This window comes from Parasedimentitalea denitrificans, assembly GCF_011813015.1.
In the GTDB taxonomy this organism is placed as follows: Bacteria; Pseudomonadota; Alphaproteobacteria; order Rhodobacterales; family Rhodobacteraceae; genus Parasedimentitalea; species Parasedimentitalea denitrificans.
Genome location: NZ_QHLQ01000003.1, coordinates 119,924 through 143,271, shown reverse-complemented (window position 1 = coordinate 143,271; position 23,348 = coordinate 119,924). Strand labels below are relative to the sequence as shown.

Sequence of the window (23,348 nt, the reverse complement as noted above, 5' to 3'; positions counted from 1 at the left end):
AGCATGCCTATGCAAGCTTATCCTGCATGGGCGGCCAGGGGCGCGTGGCATCCGCTGTGCACCAGGCTTTGATCCAGTCGGGCATAGGTGGGGGCGTTAAGTCGGTGTGACCCATTTCTGCAATGGCCTTGGCGGGAGGGATAATTCCGGTCTTTCCGGTCACTGCGGATCGAAACATCACATGGCTGGCACACTCGCCATTTTTCTTCCACATCGACTGTTCCAGATAGATGAATTTATCATCCCAGGTCACGGCGCGGCTGCGCATTTCGAACCGTTCAAAGCCGCGGATGCGGCGGCGAAAGCGAACAGTGCTGCCCGCCATGGTCATACCCCAGCGGTGTTTGGAGATGGCAGAGATCAGCCCGACCCGCTGTGCGTTCATGGTGCGGCCCAGATCATAGAGCGTCATGGCACGTCCGTTGTTCAGCTCTAGCCAGATATCCAAATCCCAGGGCCAGCAGATGTGATGCGACACATGGGTGTCGGTCAACCCAAGCGGCGGCATACGACGGGCAAGGAACATATCCTTGATCAGGCGAACAATCGGGAACATGGGTAAGACCTTTGTAATCTGTGCCTGTCATGACCCATGCAAAGACAACGTCAACCACAACCTAGCGGAAGGCTTGCGCTTTGCTGTGTGGCTGCTTACCTCTGTGCCCGATCCAAAGAAGGAAATATGATGCTATCGCTGTTCCAAATTCTGATGCTTATTCTCGACATCGTCTGGTTCTTCATTATCGCGCACGTGATCATGAGCTGGCTGATCAATTTCCAGGTGTTGAACCTGCATCAGCAGCTTGTTGGGCAGATCTGGTATTTCCTGAACCGTATTCTTGAACCTGTGTACGGCCCGGTGCGCCGCATTCTGCCAAATATGCAGGGTATTGATCTGGCGCCTCTGGTGGTGCTGATCGGTGTCTATGCGGCGCGGATTATTCTGGCTAACAATATCTCTGCATTCTACTGACTGGATACCTGGGTGACAGGTCCTACAGTGAGTATTTAAGAGCAAAAAGAAGCAGGGGCCATGTGGCCCTTGCTGTGCGATTCTGCTTGTGAGATTGTGGGAACAGCCGAGCAATACCTATCCCATAAGAGGCCCTTCGCACATGACAGCCCTGCCAGGCGCCTCACCGCTATTACGCGACGTATTTGGTTTTGATGCCTTCCGCCCCGGGCAGGAAGAGATTGTCGATGCCGTAACCGCAGGTGAAAACGTGTTGGCGATTATGCCAACCGGTGGTGGGAAATCATTGTGCTTTCAACTGCCTGCATTGATCCGTGAGGGGGTGACGGTTGTGATTTCGCCTCTCATCGCCTTGATGCGGGATCAGGTGCGCGGATTGCAAGAGGCTGGCGTTGCCGCTGGGGCGCTGACATCTGGTAATACTCAAGAAGAGACAGACGCGGTCTGGGAAGCGCTGGAAGCCGGGCGGTTGAAACTGTTGTACATGGCGCCGGAACGCCTGGCTTCGGGTGCTGCAATGGGCATGTTGCGGCGGATTGGAGTCAGCATGATCGCGGTGGACGAGGCGCATTGCGTTAGCCAGTGGGGCCATGATTTCCGTCCCGATTATTTGCGCATTGGTGAATTGCGGCAAGCGTTGGATGTTCCCTTGGCAGCCTTTACCGCCACGGCGGATGCTGAAACCCGTGATGAGATCGTTCAGAAACTGTTCGAGGGTGAGCCGCCGCGTTCGTTCTTGCGGGGCTTCGATCGACCCAACATCCACCTTGCATTTGCGGCAAAGAATGGCCCCCGGCAGCAGATCCTTTCCTTTGCGGCAGCTCGCAAGGGGCAGTCTGGCATTGTCTATTGCGGTACCCGTGCAAAGACCGAAGCCTTGGCCAAGGCTATGCGCGACGATGGGCATGTGGCCTGTCACTACCATGGTGGCATGCAGGCTGAGGATCGGCGCTTGGTGGAAACACGATTTGCCCGCGAAGATGGCTTGATTGTGGTGGCGACGGTCGCCTTTGGTATGGGAATTGATAAGCCGGATATTCGATGGGTTGCCCATGCTGATCTGCCCAAGAGTATCGAGTCCTATTACCAAGAGATTGGCCGTGCTGGCCGTGATGGCGCGCCGGCAGAGACGATGACGTTGTTTGGCTCGGATGACATCAGATTGCGGCGGAGCCAGATCGACGAAGGCTTGGCGCCGCCCGAGCGTCGTGCTGCGGATCACGCCCGGCTGAATTCACTTCTGGGGCTGGCCGAAGCCCTGTACTGTCGCCGCAAGAACCTGTTGGGGTATTTTGGCGAAGAGGCAGAACCCTGTGGTCATTGCGATCTATGTGATACGCCTGCTAATGTGTTTGACGGCACAACAGCGGTGCGCAAGGCGCTATCTGCCATTCTACGGACCGAGGAGTGGTTTGGGTCAGGTCACTTGATCGACATACTGGTCGGGAACGAGACCGATAAGGTTCGCGCCCGACGCCATGATCAGCTGTCGGTTTATGGCTGCGGTGGCGAGTATGACAAACGACAATGGCAGGTAGTGTTTCGTCAGATGATGGGGCATGACCTGGTGCGTCCTAACCCCGAACGCCACGGTGCGTTGCAGATGACCGCGGCGGCGCTGCCGGTGCTGAAGGGGGAGGCCGAAATCTCTCTGCGCAAGGATTCGATCAAAACAGCAAGCCGCCGCCCTGCGGTCAAGGCACTGGTATCTGAAGAAGATGCTCCGCTGTTGTCGGCGTTAAAGGCCAAGCGGCGAGCTTTGGCCGAGGCGCAGAAAGTGCCGGCTTATGTGATTTTCCCCGACCGCACCTTGATAGAAATGGCGGAAAGCCGTCCCAGTGATCTGGATGCGATGGCGCATGTTGGTGGAGTGGGTGCGAAGAAGCTGGAGCGCTATGGTGATCTGTTTCTGGAGGTTATTAATGGCGCAGCCGAAGAGGTTCACCCAGCAAGGCGCAAATTGGCAGGGCGATCTGCGGGAACGTTGTATGATGCGCTGTTAGAGGCGCAGAGCCAGTTAGCTCGTGGAGAAGGCGGTACTGAGAAACCGCTTAGCTGCTCTGCCAGCCAGTTAGCAAAGGTCGCGCAGTTGCGGTCGAGTGATGAGGCGGGACTTGTTCGGCTGCTCGGCGATAAACGCGCAGAGAGATTTGCAGCCGCGTTTCTGGACGTGCTGCGGTCTGAAGGCTAGACAAGTCAGAATTCAAATAAGGGGGCAGGGATGCTAGTAGCCATCTCACCAGCTAAGCGGCTGGATTGGACAGAACGCGATGTCGCGGTAACACAACCTGATTTTCAGGAAGATGCTATTCGTTTGGCGAAAACAGCGCGTAACCTGACACTTGGCGATCTGAAAAAGCTGATGTCCCTGAGCGACGATCTGGCCAGGTTGAACCGAGATAGGTTCCGTGAGTTTTCTGATGAACCCGACGCTAATGTGACCCGACCGGCTGCGCTGGCTTTTGCGGGTGACACTTACCAGGGGCTCGAAGCTGGGACGTTGGATGAGGATGAGATGGTCTGGGCGCAGGATCATCTGCGCATTCTGTCAGGGTTATATGGTGTGTTGCGGCCGCTGGATGCGATCCAGGCTTATCGGTTGGAGATGGGCAGTCGGCTTAAAACCAGACGTGGAAAGAACCTTTATGACTATTGGCGTGACCAGCTTAGCAAGTCACTGAATGCTCAGGCCGAAGCCGTTGGGAGCCAAGTGTTAGTGAATTGCGCCAGTCTGGAGTATTTTGGTGCGGTGGCCCCCAAAGCGTTGAAGCTGAGGGTCATTACACCGGTGTTTATGGAAGACAAAGGCGGCACGCCGAAAGTGGTGAGTTTTTTTGCCAAACGCGCCCGCGGTGCTATGGCCCGTTTTATCATCCAAAATCGAGTAGGTGATCCCGAGGCATTGAAGGATTTTGACACCGGCGGATATGAATATCAGGCAAAGATGTCGACAGCAGACACGCCAGTGTTCTTACGCCCTTATGCCAGCTAGGCCTGATTAAACGAGACTATGGCTGAACCGATTGGGTTTCGCTTGGGACGTGTTGTTCGATTTGTTCGTGAATGACGGCTTTGCGCAAGGGTTTGGTCAGGTAGAAATCCAGACCTGCGGCCAGAATGCCCTCGGCGTCGCCATTCATGGCATGCGCCGTCAACGCGACAATCGGGATACGGCGACCGGAGTCTTTCTCGATTTTTCGGATCTCGGATGTGGCCTCTTTGCCGTCCATTTTGGGCATGGAAATATCCATAAAGATCAGGTCTGGGGAAAAGTCGCTATAGGCTTCGACCGCCTCTAACCCGTTGTTGGCAAAGCGGATGTCGATATTCAGGTCTTTGACCATCTTGCGGAACACCAATTGATTGGTCTTGTTGTCCTCGGCGGCCAGAATCCGCATCAAGCGCGGAGCGCTGTTTTCTGGAGCTTCTTCAGCGACGTCAGGCATAACTACCGCTTGGGCAGATGCCGTACATTCTGCTGTCTCAGCAACGGGCAAAGAAGTGCTCGTCTGCTCCAGTGTTTGGGAGCTGGACTGCGCAGGCTGTTCACTTGCTGAAGCCGATGGGTCGCTTTCTGAGGTTTCGACTGGTGGGACGGGAAATGGCTTTCTATTCGGGATCATGGTTCCCATAGCAGCCAGTTTGGCAAACAGATTTTTCCGGAGCACAGGTTTCTGCAATACGCCCTGCACTAGGTCTTTGTTGGCATTGTCTCGAGCAAAGTTTGAGTTCGAGCTAAGCAAAAGGAAAGGCACTTCCGGCCAGTTCCCTTGGCGAATGGCAGCGGCCAACTGCACCCCATCCATGCCCGTCATGTGGTGATCACTGATCACCAAATCGATAGTCCCGTCCATCATGTACAATGCCTCGGCGCCCGAGCCTGCGATTGTGACTTTCGCTCCAAGCATTTGCATCTGCTTTTGCAGGATCGAACAGTTCATGGGCAAGTCATCAACAATCAGAACATGGCGCAGATTCTCCGGCAGTTCAGCAGCTTCGGGCTGAGCATCGTCCGCCATTGGCAACGGCACACGGAAGCCAAAGCAGGATCCTACGCCCTCTTCGCTGTCGACCCAGACAGACCCGCCCATCAATTCGATCAGACGTTTGGAAATTGCCAGCCCTAGGCCGGTTCCTTCAAATTCGCGGTTGGTTTCGTCTTCGACCTGATTGAACTCACCAAAGATGTGCTGAATCTTTTCCTCGGGAATTCCAATTCCTGTGTCTTCAATGGCGACATGAATTGCGCAGGTGGAACCGTCAGAGCCCGGCACACCGGTGACAGTCAATGCGACGTGGCCCGTTTTGGTGAACTTTACCGCATTGCCAACCAGATTTGTCAGGACCTGACGAATACGACCGGGGTCGCCCATGAACTGCGTTGGCAGGAACAGGTCGTAGTCCACTACCAGCGCTAAGCCTTTGTCGCGTGCGGTAGGTTGCAAAAGCATTACAACCTCATGGATGCAGCGTTCCATATCAAAGGCTTCGCTGTGCAGCACCAATTTGTCGGCTTCGATTTTGGAATAGTCGAGCACGTCGTTGATGATGACCAGTAGTGCTTCGCCTGAGTTTTTGATGGTGTCAGCGTAGAGCCGCTGTTCATCGCTCAGGTTGGTATCGTTCAGCAGTTCCGCCATGCCGACAACCCCGTTCATGGGGGTGCGGATTTCATGGGACATGTTTGCTAGGAATGCGGATTTGGCGCGGTTGGCGGCTTCGGCCCTCTCTCGGGATGTGCGCAGTTCTTCTTCATACTGAACGGTTGACGTAATATCCAAGGCAAGGCTAACAACGTCGCCCCCATGACCACGTTGGTCGATCAGTTTGATGTAGTTATTATTCCACAACCGGATAACCACCGGTTCTGGTGTCGGAGAGACCCAGCGATCTGTCATCATTTCGCGCCAGGCATCAGCGCTTAGGTTGCCGGGGTTTACCAAACCCTCGTCCGTTAAAATTTGCAGGATGCGCACATAGGAAATGCCCGGAGTGACTTCCTCTAGTCCCTCAAAAGTATTCAGGTAGGCTGTGTTTGCACCGATCAGTTTGCTGTCCGCGCCAAAGAACGCAAAGCCATCCTGAATGGTTTGGATAGAGTGCCACAATCGGCGTTCCGCGACTTCGATTTTTTCGTTTGCCACGTGGAGGTCGGATTTGACCTTCTCATTCTCGCCCCGGACGGTTGCAACTTCATCTTTAAATGTCGCGACTTCGGCCTGCGTGGCGCCAATTTGCTTGGTCAGCGCAAGGGCGTGGCGTCCCAGTTTACGATTGGCAGCTGAAAGCTCCGCCTGCTTCAACTCAAGCAGGCGCTCTGCGGCCAAGCGGGCGCGCCGCTCGAGAGCTAGTTTATCAGCGATAGGCATCCCTATGGGCTCCAGCGGCGGCGATACGGGTGATCAAACACACATGACCAATTTAAAACGCGAAATAGTAGTTATGCCTTGCTACGTCGTCGGCCTTGCCATGTGGTTAATCGCGTGACAGCCTGAGTCCAAATTTGGAGGGTGTCATGTTTAGTGTGCTAAAAAGTTTTGTTTCTTTTATTTTCATTATCTTGACGGTGAATTCTGCAGTTTTGGCCGACTCGCCAGTTCCGTCTTTTCGGTTTGTTGCAACAAAAGACGTCGACTTCTATGGCTCTGATTTACAATCGATTTTTGATACTGACCTGCAAAGTTGTGTGCGAACCTGCGCCAGTCAGGATAACTGCGCTGGTTTTTCTTTTAATTCGCGGTCGAATTCCTGTTTTCCTAAGAGTGCTATTGGAAAATCAACCCCTTATGCGGGCGCTTTCTCGGCGCAGAAGGTCCCAACATCCGTATCGATTCGCACAATTGGAGAGGAACGCGCGGCTGAATTACCCTTCCTTAAGCCGGCTGATTTGACCCGTGCCCGCGATCTAGCCCGCGAGACCGGCTTGCGCCATCCGGCGGGTCGCTATGATCTGGATCAGGCTCTCGAAGCCGCCCATGCCCGAGCCCAAGAGGGCAATAATACAGCGGCAATGCGCTGGATGGGGGCCGCGGTTTCACTGGGTGACCAACCGGAGCATTGGATCGAATACGCTGACAATCTATTGCGTCTGTCTGGAGCGGATTCCTCTCAAGAACGTAAGTTCCGAGAACGTGCTTTGTCTGCAGCCTTGAATGGCTTTTTGCGCAGCGAACACCGCGGCACTAGAGCCACAGCATTGGTAACTGCCGCCAAAGCGTTGGAAGAATTAGGTCGTGGTCGCGACATGTTGCCAGTTTTGCGTTTGGCTGAGGACATACAACCACGGCGGACAACAGCCGAGATGTTGGATAGTGCGATTGGCAAGTACGGGTTCCGGGTCAAAGACAGTACCATCGAAAGCGATAGCGCCGCGCCTCGAATTTGTATTGAATTCACCGAGACACTAGTCAAATCCGGTGTGAATTATGGTGATTACCTGAAATTGCCGGACAGCCGCATGGTGGCTGAACCTAACGGCCGACAGCTGTGTATTGACGGTGCTGAACATGGCGAGGGTTACCGCGTGACCCTGCGCCGTGGGTTGCCAGCGGCCAATGGCGAGACCCTGTATCGTGATATCGAGTTAAACCATTACGTGCGCGACCGGTCCGCTTCGGTCCGCTTTCCCGGCCGTTCTTATGTGCTGCCAAAATCTGATTTGGCGGCCTTGCCGATTGAGACGGTCAATCTGACAGAGGTAGAGCTGCGCCTGCGACGTGTCAGTGACCGCAACCTGCTGCGAGCGCTGCAAGAGGGAATGTTCGGACGCCCGCTGTCACAATGGCAGGATGAGTATTTCGCGGGAGAAATAGCGCAAGAAGTCTGGACTGGGTCCGCAGAAGTGCAAAGTGACTTGAACCGTGACATGACAACGCGGCTGCCCTTGGCCGAGGCGATAGCTGGTCAGCCAGTCGGTATTTACGCGTTAAGCGCCAAAATTCCGGGGGCGGATCCTTATGATAATCCAGCGGCTACGCAATGGTTTGTATTGTCTGATCTGGGAATTAGTTCGATGTCGGGCGCTGATGGGCTGCATGTGCAGGTCAATGGGTTGTCTGATGCCATGGCCAAATCTGGGGTCGAGGTTACGCTAGTGTCGCGCGCAAACGCGGTGCTGGGAACGGTGATTACGGATGACAGCGGTTATGCCAGCTTTGCGCCTGGATTGTCGCGGGGGCGTGGCGCTGCAGCTCCGGCCATGATTCTGGCGCAGAACGGCGAGACGGATTTTGGGTTTCTGTCGCTGACGGATCCGGGGTTTGATCTGTCTGACCGGGGCGTCGAAGGGCGGCCGGCACCGGGGCCGGTAGATGTTTTCCTGACCACAGACCGTGGGGCGTACCGAGCGGGCGAGGTTATGAACGTGACCGCCCTGACCCGGGACAGCAAGGCACAGGCGATTGAGGGCTTACCGTTGATCGCAATTCTGTCTCGCCCAGACGGGGTGGAATACAGCCGCCACATCTCGGACGGTGGCCAGATGGGCGGGCATGTCTTTGCCCTGCCTGTTGGGCTTTCGGCACCGCGTGGTACCTGGCGTTTGGATATCAAAAGTGACCCCAAGGCGCCGGCGCTGGCCAGCCGTCAGATACTGGTCGAGGATTTTCTACCAGAGAGGATCGACTATACTCAGGAATTACCGACTGCGGGCCTGCGCCCCGGTGACAATGCTCCGCTGACGATTGAAGCGCGGTACCTGTTTGGTGCTCCGGGGGCGGGGTTGACGATCGAAGGCGATGTCAGTCTGCGCGCGGCTACATCTGTTGATGGCTGGAGTGGCTATAAATTCGGCCGTTACGACGGCCGCAGTACTACTCAACGTAGTTATTTTGACGGCGATAAAACCGATGCTCAAGGTTTGTCTACCGTCTGGATTGACGTTCCCACAGGTGCAGCCAAGGGAAAGCCGATGACAGCAACCGTCACTACGCGTGTGGCAGATGGATCGGCCCGCCCGGTTGAACGCCGCCTGACAGTCCCCGTGCGCCCAGATGCTCCGGTGATCGGGATCAAGCCGATGTTCGACGATGTTGTGGGCGAGGGGAGTGAGGCGGCGTTCAGTGTGATTGGCCTAAACCCCGATCTGCAAGTGATGCCGATGCAGGTAAAGTGGACCCTAAACCGGGTTCGCACGCATTATCAGTGGTATCAGCTATACGGTAACTGGAACTGGGAACCGACCACTCGCCGTACCCGTATCGCGACGGGCGAGGCCTCACTGACCAGCGAGCCGCTTGTTGTGTCGCAGCCGGTTGACTGGGGTCGCTACGAGTTGGTGATTGAGCGGCTGGATGGTGATGAACATGTCTCGGCTGCCTTGGACTTTTACGCTGGTTGGTACGCGCCTGCGGATGGGGCCTCGACCCCGGACAAGCTGGAACTTTCTCTGGATCGAGAGGCTTACCAGCCCGGTGATACGGCCAAACTGCGTATTGTGCCGCGCGCCGCTGGGACAGCCCTGATCTCGGTTATGTCGAACGAGCTGATCGAACGCCACGCGGTCGAAGTGCCAGCTGGTGAAACGGTCATTCCTTTGACCGTGACCGAGGACTGGGGCAGTGGTGCCTATGTCAGCGCCATGGTGATTAAGCCAATGGAGGGCGCTACGGACAAGACGCCGGCCCGTGCGCTTGGGTTGGCACACGTTAGTATTGAACAACCTGGCCAGCAGCTTAGCGTCTCTGTGGATGTGCCAGAAGTGGCCCGACCACGAGGCACGGAAACCGCTACGATCCACGTTGATGGTGCCACCGCCGGGGATGATGTTTGGGTGAGTGTGGCCGCTGTGGATCTTGGTATCCTGAACCTGACGGGGTTCAAAAGCCCGGATCCCTCGGCGCATTATTACGGTCAGCGCCGACTGGGGATGGAACTACGTGACGTCTATGGTCGCCTGATTGATGGCCAGAGCGGAGCTCTTGGGCAGGTTCGTTCAGGCGGGGATGCAGACACGGGGATGCGGATGCAATCGCCACCGCCGACACAGGATCTGATGTCGGTGTTCTCGGGGCCGTTGAGGGTTGGCGCCGATGGTACGGTTGATTTCCCAATGGAGCTGCCAGCGTTTAACGGCACTGTCAGACTGATGGTTGTAGCTTGGTCTGGGCGTGCTGTGGGGCAGGCGGAACAGGATATGCTGGTGCGTGATCCGGTGGTTGTTACGGCCACAGTTCCACGGTTCCTGGCGCCGGGTGATACTAGCCGTATGCTGTTGGAAATCGTTCATGCCGATGGCCCAAGTGGCGAGATGGCCTTGTCTGCACGGACATTGGGCGCAGGGTTGCAGTTGGGCGAACTGCCTAGCTCGGTCACTCTCACCCATCAGGGCAAAGCAACGCTGGAACTCGCAGTTTCGGCGCTTGAAGTGGGCGATCCGGAAATTGAGCTGACTTTGACCACGCCCAATGGACAGGACTTGGTGCAACAGTTACGCCTGTCAGTGCGGGCGAATGATCCGGTCGTTTCGCAAACCCGGCGGTTCTCGCTTGGGTCTGGGGATAGTTTCCGTTTTAGCGAAGATGTCTTTGCCAACCTCCGCGCTGGAACAGGCCGCGCGGTGTTGTCGGCGGGGCCCTTGGCCAAGTTCGATGTGCCGGGTTTGCTCAGTTCGCTAGATCAATACCCCTATGGCTGCACTGAACAGGTGACATCCAAGGCGATGCCGCTGTTGTATCTGTCCTCGGTCGCACAGGCTTCGGGGTTGGGCAACGGACCAGCGGTACAGATGCGCGTGCAGGACGCCATTGCCAAGGTTCTGACACGGCAGGCCAGTAACGGTGCCTTTGGTCTGTGGCGGGCTGAAAGTGGCCAGTTCTGGTTGGATGCCTATGCCAGCGATTTCCTGAGCCGGGCGCGGGCGCAGGGGTATACGGTGCCGGATCAGGCATTCCGTCAGGCGATGGACAACCTGCGCAATCGGGTGAACTATGCGGCTGATTTTGATCACGGTGGCCGGGCCCTATCCTATGCGTTGTTGGTTCTGGCGCGTGAAGGCGCCGCTGCGATGGGTGACTTGCGTTACTATGTCGACGTCAAAGGGGATGCTTTTGATTCGCCACTTGCTGCTGCCCAGCTTGGGGCAGCGCTGGCTGCCTATGGTGACCAGACACGGGCAGATCAGATGTTCAAACGCGCGGCGGTGATGATGGGCAAGATCAAGCCCGAAGGCTCGTTGTGGCGTGCAGATTTTGGCACGCCCTTGCGCGATGCGGCTGGGGTTCTGGCTCTTGCGGTAGAAGCAGGGAGTACAGCGGTTAATCAGGATAGCCTGAGCAACCGTATCGTCCGTGTTAGTGGCCAGCGTTCAACGCAAGAGGCTGCGTGGACGTTGATGGCAGCACAGGCACTGATCGATACGCCCGAGGATTCGGGGCTGTTGGTTGATGGCAAACCGATGGCAGGTGCCTTTGTACAGGTACTGGAAAGTGACGCTGCTGGTAAGGTGATTGATATCTCTGTCGCCTCTGGTCGCAGCACGGATATCACCCTGACCACGCTGGGTGTGCCCGAGGTCGCACCCGAGGCGGGGGGCACTGGGTTTACCATCGAGCGAGAGTATTACGCGCTGGATGGCACGCCGATTGAGCGCAGTGAGTTTGCTGTGGGCGAACGGTTTGTCACCGTGTTGCGCATCTCTCCACATGAGAAGCTGGGTGCGCGGCTGATGGTGAATGATCCACTGCCGGCAGGGATCGAGATCGATAATCCCAACCTGTTGCGGTCCGGCGATCTGCGTGAGCTGAGTTGGTTGGAGTTGGCTCAGGCGGAACATGCCGAATTCCGTTCGGATCGGTTCCTGGCGGCGGTCAATCTACGTGGCTCTAAAAAGGTGACATTGGGTTATATCGCCCGTGCGGTGACACCTGGTAGTTTCCACCACCCGGCGGCCTCGGTCGAGGATATGTACCGCCCAGCCTACCGGGCCCGCACAGCGACTGGCCGCGTTACAGTCCGGTGAAACCTGAGACGAAAAATACTAAGGATAGCGCCGGACCGGGAAGGGGCTGGAAATGGCGGGTTGTGGCTATGGTCGTCACGCTGGTTGTGCTCCCGTTCGTAGGAAACCGGGCATTCAACTCTTGGGTGGATCGCACCGAACTGCCTGTAACGCTTGCGGAGACTTCTACCGAGGTCCGCGACCGTAATGGCGTATTACTGCGCGCCTATCCGGTTGGGACGGGCATCTGGCGGTTGGCGGTACATCCTGATCAGGTGGACCCGGATTATCTGTCGATGCTGGTACGTTACGAGGATAAGCGGTTTTGGACCCATTCGGGTGTAGACCCGTGGGCCTTTGTACGCGCAGTTGGACAAGCCGTGTGGAACGGTCGAGCGGTGTCGGGCGGATCAACCCTGACGATGCAGATTGCGCGGTTGTTAGAGGATGGCAGCACCGGGCGTTGGCGGGGTAAGCTGCGTCAGGCCCGGTTGGCACTGGCGCTGGAACGGAGGCTGAGCAAGCAACAGATCCTGGCTCTCTACCTGACTCATGCGCCCTTTGGTGGAAACCTAGAAGGCATCCGTGCAGCCACGTTGGCGTGGTTCGGCAAAGAGCCGAGACGGCTGACCGCCTCGGAATCGGCGCTATTGGTGGCCCTGCCGCAATCCCCCGAGCGCCGTCGCCCTGACCGTGCGCCCGGCATCGCCCGTGTTGCCCGAGACAGAGTACTTACCCGCATGGGACGGCATGGTGTGATTGATGCCGACGAGATGCAGATGGCGCAGGCAGAAACTGTTCCACATAGGATGGTTCCCTTTGCCCAGTTGGCGCCTCATCTCGCCGACAGGATGAGAGCGACGGCCCCTGAAACGCAGCGATTTGATTTGACCATTGATGCGGGAGTACAGGCCCGGATGGAGGATTTGCTGCGGGATGCAACCCGGCAACATGGTGCGCGGCTGTCGGCTGCGATGGTGGTTGCGGACCACCAAACCGGAGAGGTGATCGCCTCGGTCGGATCACCCGGTTATCGCGACACAGAGCGGTTGGGGTTTGTTGACATGACGCAGGCGCTTCGATCGCCGGGATCAACGCTTAAACCACTGATCTATGGGCTGGCCTTTGATGAGGGGCTGGTTCACCCGGAAACGCTGATCCATGACGGGCCGGTAAACTTTGACGGCTACGCCCCGCAGAATTTTGACGGTGAATTTCGCGGCGATGTCCGAGTGCGTGAGGCGCTGCAGCTGTCGCTGAATATCCCTGTGGTCAAGTTGACGAATGAGCTGGGTGCGCCACGGACCATGTCGGCCCTGCGCCGCGCTGGGGCTGCTCCGAAGCTTCCCGGCGGCACGCCAGGGTTGGCCATCGCGCTGGGTGGCGTTGGTATTTCGCTGCAGGATTTGGTGCAGTTGTATGTCGGGCTAGCCGCCGACGGGCAGGGGCCGGACCTGTCGCTGCAGTTGGATGATACCGAGGCCGAACAGGGGCGGTTGATTTCGGATGTAGCAGCTTGGCAATTGATGGATATACTGCGCGGGTTGGCGCCCCCACAAGGCGCACGAGCTGGGGTTCTGGCCTATAAGACCGGAACATCCTACGGCCACCGTGATGCCTGGGCGTTGGGCTGGGATGGTCGCCATGTGATTGGCATCTGGATGGGTCGCGCGGATGGTACGCCGGTGCCCGGAGTATTTGGTGGTAGTCTGGCTGCACCGGTGTTGTTTGAGGCCTTTGGTCGCCTGAAACCAGATTTTGAACCACTGCCGCCTCCGCCTGCAGCCACTTTGATTGTTAGCTCTGCTCAATTGCCGCAACCCCTGCGCAGGTTTCGTTCGCGCGACGCGGCGTTTGAGGAACCCAGCGATGCTCCTCGACTGCTGTTTCCACCGGATGGTGCCCGCTTGACATTGCAGGATGCCCCGCTGACCCTGAAACTGCGCGGCGGCGCGACCCCATTTTTGGTTCTCGCCAATGGGCTGCCCGTTACACAAGGACAGCATCTACGAGAGTTCGAAATTCCCAATCCGGGACGTGGTTTTTCGGCGCTGCTAGTGGTCGACGGAGAGGGCCGGTCAACCCGCGCTTCTGTCCGAGTCGATTAAGGTTCAATTGTTTAATCAAGGCCTCCCGTTGGGAGGTCAACGACGAGGGGAGCAAATGAGCTCTGTATTATTGGTATGAACGATCAGCGGCGTCCTTCTCGGATCCAGCCAACCGTGATGAAAAAACTGACCAGCAGCAATACCAGCCATGGCGGTAGTAATTGGGATTGGACTACTGACAGGGTTTCATAGGCATTTTTGGGTGTCAGCCCTATCCAACCTCGACCTGCGGCTGGGCGTCCTTCTCGGACGTTTCTTAGAACGGGCACGCCGCTTTGTAGGTTTAGCAGCCCACCCCGAGTGGGTTTGATGACTGGCCGCAATATGTCTGCTGTGGCAATGGTTTCCTCAAACTCTCGGGGAGCCGAGGGGCCAAGACCGATGACGGCGGACTGGTCACCTTCGGTCAGGCGGTACAGGCCGATCTCGGGGCCATCGTACTGTGTTTCCCATTGCCCCGGACCTGTTTCAGCCAGATCCAGATCGACGGCGCTGCCATCGGGCTGGGTTACCGTGACCTTCCCGACCGAGTCATCCAGTGTGCGACGCAGGATACGCATCCGCTGGCCGGTTGCCTCGGCCCAAAGAGCCTGTTCTTCCAGCTCTGGCTCTTTCATCATCCAATGGGCCAACCGTCGCAGCAGTTCCAGTTGCGGGCCGCCGCCTTCATAGCCGCGGCTCCATAGCCAAGCGTGATCAGAAGCCAGTAATGCCACACGACCCTCGCCAACCCGGTTCAGCACCAGCAGCGGGCGGTCCTCTAGGCCGGACATCAGGGTATGACCCTGAGGGCGGTCGACTTCGATTTGGCGTAGCCAGCGCCCCCAGATCTGAGGGTCACCCAGATCGGCTGTGACTGGGTGTCGTTGCCCAAGGTCAGTGACGACTGGTTGATACGGATCCTCGATCACCCGAGCAGTTGGGCGTGCCGGTAGCACCGTAGAGAGAGGAGAGCGGTAGATACTGTCGGCCGTAGCAAAATCGGGTCCAGCCGCAACAAGGACAGCGCCGCCTTTGGTTACATAGTCGGACACATTATCCAGATAGATTGCAGGCAAAATACCGCGCCGTTGGTAGCGGTCAAAGATGATCAGGTCGAAATCGTCGATCTTTTCCAAAAACAGCTCACGCGTGGGAAAGGCGATTAACGACAGCTCGTCCACTGGCACGCCGTCTTGTTTTTCTGGTGGGCGCAGGATGGTGAAGTGGACCAAATCCACCGCGCTGTCGGATTTCAGCAAATTGCGCCAAGTGCGGCTGCCGGGGTGAGGCTCGCCTGAGACCAGCAACACCCGCAATCGATCACGCACACCGTTGATCTGAACCAGCGCGGTGTTGTTGCGATCTGTTAGTTCGCCTTGCTCGGTTGGGACGACGAACTGGATCACATTGCGCCCGCCGTGCGGCAGCGTTAGCGGGAGGTCAACGTCGGTACCGATTGGGATGGTGAACCGCTGCGGCGTGCCTCCGTCGATTGATATCTCCAGAGGGGCGAGCGGGCTGTTGTCTTGGGGCGCTCCTTGGTCTTCAATACGCAGTCTCAGGGTTATGGGTTCACCGATTATGGCGAAACCCGGGGCGTTCCGTACAATCAAGCGGCGATCCCAATCGGTGTCTTTTCCAGTCATCAGCAGGTGCAAGGGGGCAGGCAGGTCCGGTGTGTTCTGTGTGTCGTGAATTTGACCATCCGACAGAGCGATAATGCCTGCGATCCGGGCGCGTGGTTCTTCGGCCAATGCATCGGAAATGGCACCCATCAATTGCGAGCCGCTGTCGCCGTCGCCATCCGCAAGCGTAATCCAGCGCGCCTGGGTGTTAGGGCGATTTGCAAGTTGGTCGGCTAGAACACTTTTGGCCTCATCCAATTGGGTCGCGCGGTCTGAGAGCTGGTTGCTGGCGGTTTCATCCGATACCACCAGAACGATGTCGCTCAGCGGTGACCTATCTTCGACCTGATAAACCGGCCCGGTAAGGGCGCCAATCAGCCCCAGCGCGGCGAGACCTCGTAAGGCCCATCCTGACAGCCCACGCCAAAGGGCTGCGCCAATGCTGATAAGCGACAGAGCCGAAAGCCCCCAGATCAACGACCATGGCACCAGCGGGTCAAATAGAATTACTTGTATCATTGGCCCAACCTGTCCAGCAACGCAGGCACGTGGACCTGATCGGATTTATAATTACCGGTCAGCACATGCATCACCAGGTTGACCCCAAACCGATGGGCCAGCTCGCGTTGGCGTTCACCAGCAAATCCACGCCCTACTGGCAAAAGGGGGCGCCCATTTTGGTCGACGGCCCAGGCCGCTCCCCAGTCGTTGCCGCCGATCACAACCGGCGTTACCCCATCATTGAGATTTCGAAACGGCATGCCTTCTATCTGTTCTGCATCTGCAGGTGCGGCTTCGACCCAGACCTCGCCGCGTTGATGTCGACCAGGGAAATCTTGCAGCAGGTAAAATGTGCGCGTCAGTACATGGTCGGCGGGCAGGGGTTCCAGTGGGGGGATATCCAAAGACCGGGCCAGTTGTTGCAGTTTTCTGGCGTTTGCGCTGCTGGCACCTGATCCAACCAGATTGGCATCGCGGGTGTCGAACACGATCATGCCCCCAGTGCGCAGATAGGCGTTTAGTCTGGAATAGGCCTCTGCCGAAGGGCGCGGTTGGTCTGGGGTGATGGGCCAATAGAGCAGCGGATAAAACGCCAGTTCATCGCGCTCCAGATCTACTCCCACGGGAACAGATGGTTCGATTGAGGTGCGAAACAGTAGCGTGTTGGACAGCCCGCGCAGCCCGTTAAAGGCGATGGTATCGACTTGCTCATCTCCGGTCAGAACATGGGCCAGCGCCAGCTCAGAGCTGAGGCCAAGGAGGTCAGCGCTTTGTTGCGCCTGAGCGTGGTGGGCAGGTAGGCCCAGCCAGCCCGTGGTCGCAAGACCCAGCAATAAGGCGGCGGTGCGGGACAGGTGCAGCAGCCCCGACACTGCGAGCGAGGCGGCGACGTCCAGTGCCAGCAGAACCAGTGCTAAGCTGATCAAAATACCACCTAGCGCACGTTCGGGGACTACAGCTGCGCTTATCACCGACACATCGTTGGGCCAGATTGCTGATTGCAACTGATCGTCCACGCGCAGTACGTTTCGCGCCAGTTTGCGGCTGCCACTGTCATACAGGCCGGGCCGTAAATCAGGACCAGTGGGGGCTGACACCAGTTTTGGACCATCAACGCCGCCCAGAGTGCCGGCTTCGCTAAGACGGCCAAACCCGTCAAGAACATTGATTGGCGTCCAGACTGTGCCCTCTAGTTCATCCTCGCGGGGGGGCTTGGCAGTAGTTGAGACCGCAAGCCGTTCCAACATTTCGACAAAGAGTCCGGACAGGGGCAGGTTGGACCATTCTGCATTGGCGGTAACATGAAACAGCACAACCTGCCCTTGACCCAGTGCTTTGCGCGTGACCAGCGGGGTGCCATCGCCCAATTCGGCGATGACCCGGTCCGCCAGACTTGGGTCTGGTTGTGCCACAACTTGCGAACTGACCGTTACCTCTTGGGGGATGGTCAGGCCAAAAAACGGAGTGTCTTGCTGAAACTGAGCTAGGGTCTTGGGCTCGCCCCAGCTCATCGCGCCGCCAAGGCTGCGGCCTCCACTGCGCAACCGGACGGGCATCAATGGATGTTCTTCGTTGCGAGAAATATCACTGGCGGCAAGGCGCGGGCCGGCAAAGCGCAACAGCATTCCACCTTTTTCGACCCACTCGATCAGTTGTTCTTCTTCGTCTTGGGCAAGTCGGGCCACATCCGCAAGAATGATGACATCCGGATTGGCGGGTAAAAGATCGCCCAACCCACCCTCGAATAACTCCGCAGTTGGTTGCAGGGCTTGGCGCAGGTAGTGGACCGGTGACAGGAGAACCAGGCCTTCGTTGTCGGTCTGTGATGAGATTAGCGCCACCTCGCGGCGACGCAGGCTGTCATCGGTCAGGGCAACGGCCCCGGCTGAGCGTATCCGCTGAAGTTCAAACCGAGAGATCCGGGCGCGCAGTTCCGATGGAAGGATCAGCTTTGCGCTGGCTTTGTCGTCGTCAATTGCAAAGTCAACAGTGGCCGAGGCAAGTGTCCGCATGGTTCCACCGGGGTCTACACCCTGTGCTAGCACGATTACCTGTTGCTCTAGGCCAAGGTTGCTGCGAATGATCGATAGTTCAATCGCACCGTCAACAAATTGAGCTGGCAACAGCCCCAATCTGTTGGCCGCGGTCTGGAACACTTGTACATCTCCGCGCGAACCTAGCACTGACGTCAGTTGGTCCCTTTCTGGATATTCCAACCCATCGGAAAACCACAGAGTGTCAAATCCGGCGTCGACCGTAGCTATGTGATTGATTGAGGCGGCAATCAGATCCGGGTTGGGCTGCCATGGCTGGGGCGACAAACCGGCAACGCGTTTGCGCCAGACATCAGCTGATTGAAATTGCAAAGGCTCGGGCGCGGTCAGGCGGAGCATCGCAATTGTACGCTCGGCGCGACCTGCTTCGTTCAGTTTCGCGGTGATCTGTTCACTGGTCTTCCTCCAGTCGTCAGCTCCAGCCCAACTGGCATCCAGAACCACCAGTAGCGGGCCGCTGCCTTCGGTGGTGGCGGGTGCCGGGTTCAGAACTGGCCCTGACAGACCGATGATCGCAGCAGCAACAGCCAACATTCGCAACAGTAGCAGCCACCATGGGGTTCTGTCAGACAGGCTTTCGTCGTCGGCGAGTCCCAACAACAAGGTGACAGCAGGAAATACGCGACGCACTGGTGCAGGAGGAACCGCACGTAGCAGCAGCCATAGGATTGGCAGTGCCAACAGGCCCAGTAGTAGCCAGGGTGTGGTGAAACCGATGCCAGCCAGCATTGTCATTATTCGGTTCTTTCTAGTGCGTGATACAACCACAACAGCGCGGCCTGTGCGCTGTCTCCGGTGTGATGCAGGCCCATGCGCCAGCCAGTGGCCCGGCACAAGTTTTCCAAAGCATCACGCCGCTCTGCCAGTCGATCAAGATAGCGATCGCGCAGGGCCGAGGCCTTGAGTGTTTCATGCCGTAGCCCGCCACTGACGCTTTCGAACAGGGTACGGCCGGAAAAGGGAAAACCTTCTTCGCTGGGATCGAGAACCTGTAGCAGAATACCGCGAAGCCCTCGGTCGGCAGCCTTACTAAGCGCCAGTTGCAGTTCTTCAAACGGGCCAAGGAAATCAGAAATGAACAGCCCGCGCGCATGGGGGATCATGGCGTGGTGCTCTGGCGGAGCATAGTCCGCCTCGTCCTCAATGCAGAGGGCCTCGGCCATGCGCAGAATTTGCATGTTGCCACTGCGCGGTGGCAGGGTTGTCCCCGTCAGACCAACGCGTTCACCACCACGGACCATCAGGATCGACGCCGCCAATGCCAATTTGCGGGCACGGTCAATTTTTAGCGGCAAGTCAGGCGTTGAGGCAAAGCGCATCGACCCGCCTTGGTCCACCCAGACATGCACGGTTTGGGCAATTTGCCACTCACGTTCGCGGATGAACTGCTGATCTCCGCGTGCAGAGCGGCGGTGGTCGATCAGGTTGCGGCTATCGCCGGGTTGGGCGGGGCGGTATTGCCAAAAATCATCTCCCATTCCCGCACGCCTGCGGCCGTGCTCGCCCAGCAAGACAGAACCAGCCAATTGTTCGGCTTGAACCAACAGGGGCGGCAGGCTCCCGGCTTCAATCTCGGCACGGTGCCGTAGCTCTATCGCTTGGGAGATGGCAGGGGCGCTCACGCGGCGGCCTTGGTCCGAGTGAGTTCAGTCGCGGTGTCGGCAATCAGATCCGTTAGACTATCCCCACGTGCCCGGGCCGCAAAGTTCAGCGCCATACGGTGGCTAAGCACCGGTTGCGCCATATCAATCACGTCCTCGGCGCTGGGCACAAGATGGCCCTGCAACAGCGCCCGTGCCCGAACCGCCAGCATCAATGCCTGTGCAGCGCGAGGGCCGGGGCCCCAGGCCACAGTTTGCGCGACTTGATCGGAAATACCGGGTTCATCTGGGCGGAACGCACGCACCAGATCCAAGATCAGTTCCATCACAGATTCCCCAACCGGCATCCGACGCAACAGGGTTTGTGCTGCGATCAATTCCTCCCCCGTGAAGACCTGAGCGGCCTTGCTGTCCACTGTCCCAGTCGTGGCCAGCAGAATATCGCGTTCGGTGTCCCGTGTTGGGTATTTGACATCGATCTTAAGCAAGAAACGGTCCAGCTGCGCCTCGGGCAACGGATAGGTGCCCTCTTGTTCAATCGGGTTCTGGGTCGCGAGCACATGGAACGGAGCGCCAAGTGGGCGGTCTTCACCGGCGACTGTCACTGTATGTTCCTGCATCGCCTGCAACAGCGCAGACTGAGTACGTGGGCTGGCGCGGTTGATTTCATCCGCCATCAACAACTGGCAAAATACCGGCCCCGGCACGAACCGGAACGAGCGATGGCCGTCAGCGTCGGTATCCAGCACCTCGGAGCCAAGAATGTCGGCGGGCATCAGGTCAGGTGTAAATTGGATCCGGTTGCCATCGAGCCCCATCACGGTGGCAAGCGTTTCGACCAGCAGCGTCTTGCCCAGCCCCGGCAAGCCAATAAGCAATCCGTGGCCGCCACACAGCAAAGTCGACAGCGCAAGGTCCACGACACGCTCCTGACCAATGAACTGCCGGGTGATCGAGTCCCGTGCCTGTTGCAGCTTTTGTTGCAGTGCCTCGATTTCAATCAGCAGGTCGTCGGGTTCGGACATGACATTCCCCTTATCGCGAATATATACTGGTACTCTATCGTGCTGGAGGGAAATGGCAAAAGCAATGAATAGACAAAAAGACGTGAGCCCATCCGCCGAAGGGATCGCTGCCTCGGTAAAAGCGGCCAAGAAAGGCGGAATGCCGCCAGTGCACCTGTGGAATCCACCGTTTTGTGGTGACCTGGATATGCGGATCGCCCGAGATGGCACATGGTTCTATTTGGGAACGCCCATTGGTCGTTTTGAATTGGTCAAACTCTTCTCGTCGATTCTTAAGCGCGAGGAAGGTAAGTACTTCCTAGTCACTCCGGTTGAAAAAGTCGGCATTACCGTTGATGACGCGCCCTTCGTTGCGGTGGATTTTGACGCCACGGGCAACGGGGATGAGCAGGTTCTCAGTTTTTCTACCCATGTTGGGGATACTGCTGTTGCCGGGCCAAATCATCCCATTCGTGTCGTGCGTGACCCACAAACAGGTGAGCCATCCCCCTATGTCCTGATCCGCGCCGATCTGGAGGCGCTGATTGATCGCAAAAGCTTTTATCGATTGGTTGAGCTTGGCGCGCATCACGAGGGCTGGTTCGGATTGTGGTCGTCAGGACAGTTTTTTCCGGTGATCCCATCACAGGAATTAGATGGCACGTGATTTGACTGCAGTAAGTTGCGCGCAATTTGAACGAATAAATGCGCCACAATTGGATCAAGTTGTGGCAATAATTAACCAGCTCTGGTCTCGCCCGTGAGGTTGACCAAATTTAACCGGAGACGCACTTGATGCCCAAGTTTGCAGCCAATATTTCGTTGTTGTTTTCTGAGTTGCCGTATCTTGATCGGTTTCAGGCCGCTGCAGATGCCGGGTTTGAAGCAGTTGAGATTCTGTACCCTTATGAAACCGCAGCCAAGGAAACCCAACGCGCTCTGATGAGCAATGGTCTGGAATTATTGCTAATCAACGCTCCGCCACCGAACTACACCGGCGGCGAACCGGGGTATGCCGCTGTTCCAGGGGGCGAGGACCGTTTTCAGCGCGATATCCGTAGGGCGCTACGTTATGCAGATGTGTTGCGCCCGGGAATGATTCACGTGATGGCTGGGTATGAAAAAGGTGCTGAAGCGCAACAGACCTACATTCGCAATCTACAGTGGGCAGCGGACAGGGCGCCTAAGCAGAAATTTACCATCGAGCCGCTTAATGGTGGTGATCAGCCGGGGTATTTTCTGGATGATTACAATCTGGCGGTTGAGATTCTGGAAGCTGTGGATCGGCCCAATGTGGGACTGCAATTTGATGCCTATCACGCCCAGATGATTCACGGTGATGCTGCGCAGGTTTGGGATAGTTTTTCGACCCATGCGACGCATATCCAAATTGGCGCAGCCCCTGCACGCAGCGAACCGGGTACTGGCTCAATGGACTTTAACGCCTTGTTCAACGCCTTTGATGACAGCGGTTATGCCGGTTGGGTCAGCGCGGAATACACGCCCTCAACTAAACGTACCGAAGATAGCCTGGGCTGGATGTCGTAACGGAATGAACGATGGGTGTGCACGCATGCACTGGTATTCTCATTCCGAATCCTGCATGTATTGCCGAGCACGTATTTGCAGAAGGCTACCTTGATGCTTCCAGCCCGTTTTGCGCCCATCCTTTTTGGGCTAATTCTCTCCGGTATCATGTCCGGTATTGTTACATTCGTTGTTGCGATAAAAAACTTCGGTTTCGACGCGCAAACATTTGATGCGTGGATCTCATCTTGGAGTTTTAGCTGGCCGATTGCTTTTGCCGTGGTTTTGGTCGTCGCACCATTGGTCCGGCGATTGGTGGCCAAGCTGGTTCGCCAGCCCATCGAACCCTGATCAAGGCAGGCAAGGCTGCGACTTTCATCTGCCAGCCTGCTAGCGTAGCGCGCATTTGAGGCCGTTGTTTGCATCAATTTCTTGGCGCGGGAACCAGATTTCCTTGCCTTCAAGTCTGGCGACAAAACCACCATTGGCCCAAGCCCAAGTTCCGCTGCCTAGCACCTTGGAATAGGCATCGCAGTCGCGCCCTAGATACAATGTTTCGGTACCTGTAATAACCTGGGTCATTGCTCCGCTGCCAGTAAAACGAGCGACCGGGTAAAGCGATTCCAGCACCACTCCGTCCGCGTTCAGTTTTGCGCTGTATTGGTGACCTTCTTGCGAAACATAGATCCAGCCTTCTTGACTGGCTGCTACATTTGGCAGGGCTATGGCAACGGAAAGTATGGCTATTTGGATGAAGCGTTTCATGATGTATACAGCTCCGTGCAGGCTCTCCAACAGTTTAGAGTGTCCATCAACAATCAGGTTGTGGCAAGAGGCTTGCAATACCAACGATGGTCTCCCGCCCGTCATCGACCTCCTGCCGGAGGTGCACTGCCAGTTGGGCGTGGCATGAAACGCTCCGAGGGAGCGCTTCATGTGGTCTGGGTGCAACCCGCGCCGCGCATGGCGCGGCGCTATGCCCAAGACTGGCCGAGTTAACTGGCGGAGCCAGTTAACTTTACAGGCGCGGGAGGGCT

The 23,348-nt window shown here is 57.2% G+C and carries 15 protein-coding genes; 8 read left to right on the top strand and 7 right to left on the bottom strand.

All coding sequences use genetic code 11. The features are described 5' to 3' along the window. Positions 1 to 7 precede the first annotated feature (7 nt). Positions 8 to 556, bottom strand: coding sequence for an acyl-CoA thioesterase (locus DL239_RS05165; protein ID WP_167682927.1), 549 nt, complete (start codon positions 554 to 556; stop codon positions 8 to 10). Positions 557 to 685: 129 nt separating this feature from the next. Between DL239_RS05165 and DL239_RS05160 the strand changes: the two genes are divergently transcribed. From DL239_RS05160 to yaaA, 3 genes are all read left to right on the top strand, one after another. After that, complete coding sequence (locus DL239_RS05160) at positions 686 to 973, top strand: YggT family protein (protein ID WP_167683053.1); 288 nt, start codon at positions 686 to 688, stop codon at positions 971 to 973. Positions 974 to 1,115: 142 nt separating this feature from the next. Then, positions 1,116 to 3,164 (top strand): DNA helicase RecQ, encoded by a 2,049-nt coding sequence (recQ, locus tag DL239_RS05155; RefSeq protein WP_167682926.1) that lies wholly within the window; start codon positions 1,116 to 1,118, stop codon positions 3,162 to 3,164. A gap of 30 nt (positions 3,165 to 3,194) precedes the next feature. Further along, entirely contained in the window at positions 3,195 to 3,965 is a 771-nt protein-coding gene (gene yaaA / locus DL239_RS05150; RefSeq protein WP_167682925.1) for a peroxide stress protein YaaA, read from the top strand. A 16-nt stretch (positions 3,966 to 3,981) separates the two neighbouring features. Here yaaA and DL239_RS05145 read toward each other — a convergent pair whose 3' ends face one another. Beyond that, entirely contained in the window at positions 3,982 to 6,342 is a 2,361-nt protein-coding gene (locus DL239_RS05145; RefSeq protein ID WP_167682924.1) for a response regulator, read from the bottom strand. A 146-nt stretch (positions 6,343 to 6,488) separates the two neighbouring features. Here DL239_RS05145 and DL239_RS05140 point away from each other — a divergent pair, with 146 nt between their 5' ends. Together DL239_RS05140 and pbpC are read left to right on the top strand one after the other, a co-directional pair. Then, complete coding sequence (locus tag DL239_RS05140) at positions 6,489 to 11,930, top strand: alpha-2-macroglobulin family protein (RefSeq protein WP_167682923.1); 5,442 nt, start codon at positions 6,489 to 6,491, stop codon at positions 11,928 to 11,930. 68 nt (positions 11,931 to 11,998) lie between these two features. Next, the gene (gene pbpC, locus DL239_RS05135) at positions 11,999 to 14,017 is read left to right on the top strand and encodes a penicillin-binding protein 1C (protein WP_167683052.1); all 2,019 of its coding nucleotides are present in this window, start codon (positions 11,999 to 12,001) and stop codon (positions 14,015 to 14,017) included. An 83-nt stretch (positions 14,018 to 14,100) separates the two neighbouring features. Here pbpC and DL239_RS05130 read toward each other — a convergent pair whose 3' ends face one another. From DL239_RS05130 to DL239_RS05115, 4 genes are read right to left on the bottom strand one after another with little or no spacing between them, the layout of a single operon-like run. Beyond that, a complete protein-coding gene (locus DL239_RS05130) occupies positions 14,101 to 16,143 on the bottom strand; it encodes a hypothetical protein (RefSeq protein ID WP_167682922.1) in 2,043 nt (680 codons plus the stop codon). After that, positions 16,140 to 18,914, bottom strand: a complete 2,775-nt coding sequence (locus DL239_RS05125; protein ID WP_167682921.1) for a DUF4159 domain-containing protein — start codon at positions 18,912 to 18,914, stop codon at positions 16,140 to 16,142. Before DL239_RS05125 ends, DL239_RS05130 begins: the two co-directional genes overlap by 4 nt. Beyond that, positions 18,914 to 19,801 carry a DUF58 domain-containing protein gene (locus DL239_RS05120; protein WP_369410538.1) on the bottom strand — a complete coding sequence of 296 codons (888 nt, stop codon included), beginning with the start codon at positions 19,799 to 19,801 and terminating at the stop codon, positions 18,914 to 18,916. The genes DL239_RS05125 and DL239_RS05120 overlap by 1 nt, the downstream gene beginning before the upstream one ends. Next, positions 19,798 to 20,805 (bottom strand): AAA family ATPase, encoded by a 1,008-nt coding sequence (locus DL239_RS05115; protein WP_167682920.1) that lies wholly within the window; start codon positions 20,803 to 20,805, stop codon positions 19,798 to 19,800. The genes DL239_RS05120 and DL239_RS05115 overlap by 4 nt, the downstream gene beginning before the upstream one ends. Positions 20,806 to 20,869: 64 nt before the next feature. Between DL239_RS05115 and DL239_RS05110 the strand changes: the two genes are divergently transcribed. The 3 genes from DL239_RS05110 to DL239_RS05100 all read left to right on the top strand — a co-directional run bounded on the left by DL239_RS05110 (position 20,870) and on the right by DL239_RS05100 (position 22,662). Continuing rightward, positions 20,870 to 21,451, top strand: a complete 582-nt coding sequence (locus tag DL239_RS05110; protein ID WP_167682919.1) for a DUF1285 domain-containing protein — start codon at positions 20,870 to 20,872, stop codon at positions 21,449 to 21,451. A gap of 128 nt (positions 21,452 to 21,579) precedes the next feature. Next, entirely contained in the window at positions 21,580 to 22,332 is a 753-nt protein-coding gene (locus DL239_RS05105) for a hydroxypyruvate isomerase family protein (protein WP_167682918.1), read from the top strand. 93 nt (positions 22,333 to 22,425) lie between these two features. Continuing rightward, positions 22,426 to 22,662, top strand: coding sequence for a DUF2798 domain-containing protein (locus tag DL239_RS05100; RefSeq protein WP_167683050.1), 237 nt, complete (start codon positions 22,426 to 22,428; stop codon positions 22,660 to 22,662). A 39-nt stretch (positions 22,663 to 22,701) separates the two neighbouring features. Here DL239_RS05100 and DL239_RS05095 read toward each other — a convergent pair whose 3' ends face one another. Then, entirely contained in the window at positions 22,702 to 23,160 is a 459-nt protein-coding gene (locus DL239_RS05095; RefSeq protein ID WP_206188347.1) for a hypothetical protein, read from the bottom strand. Positions 23,161 to 23,348 lie beyond the last annotated feature (188 nt).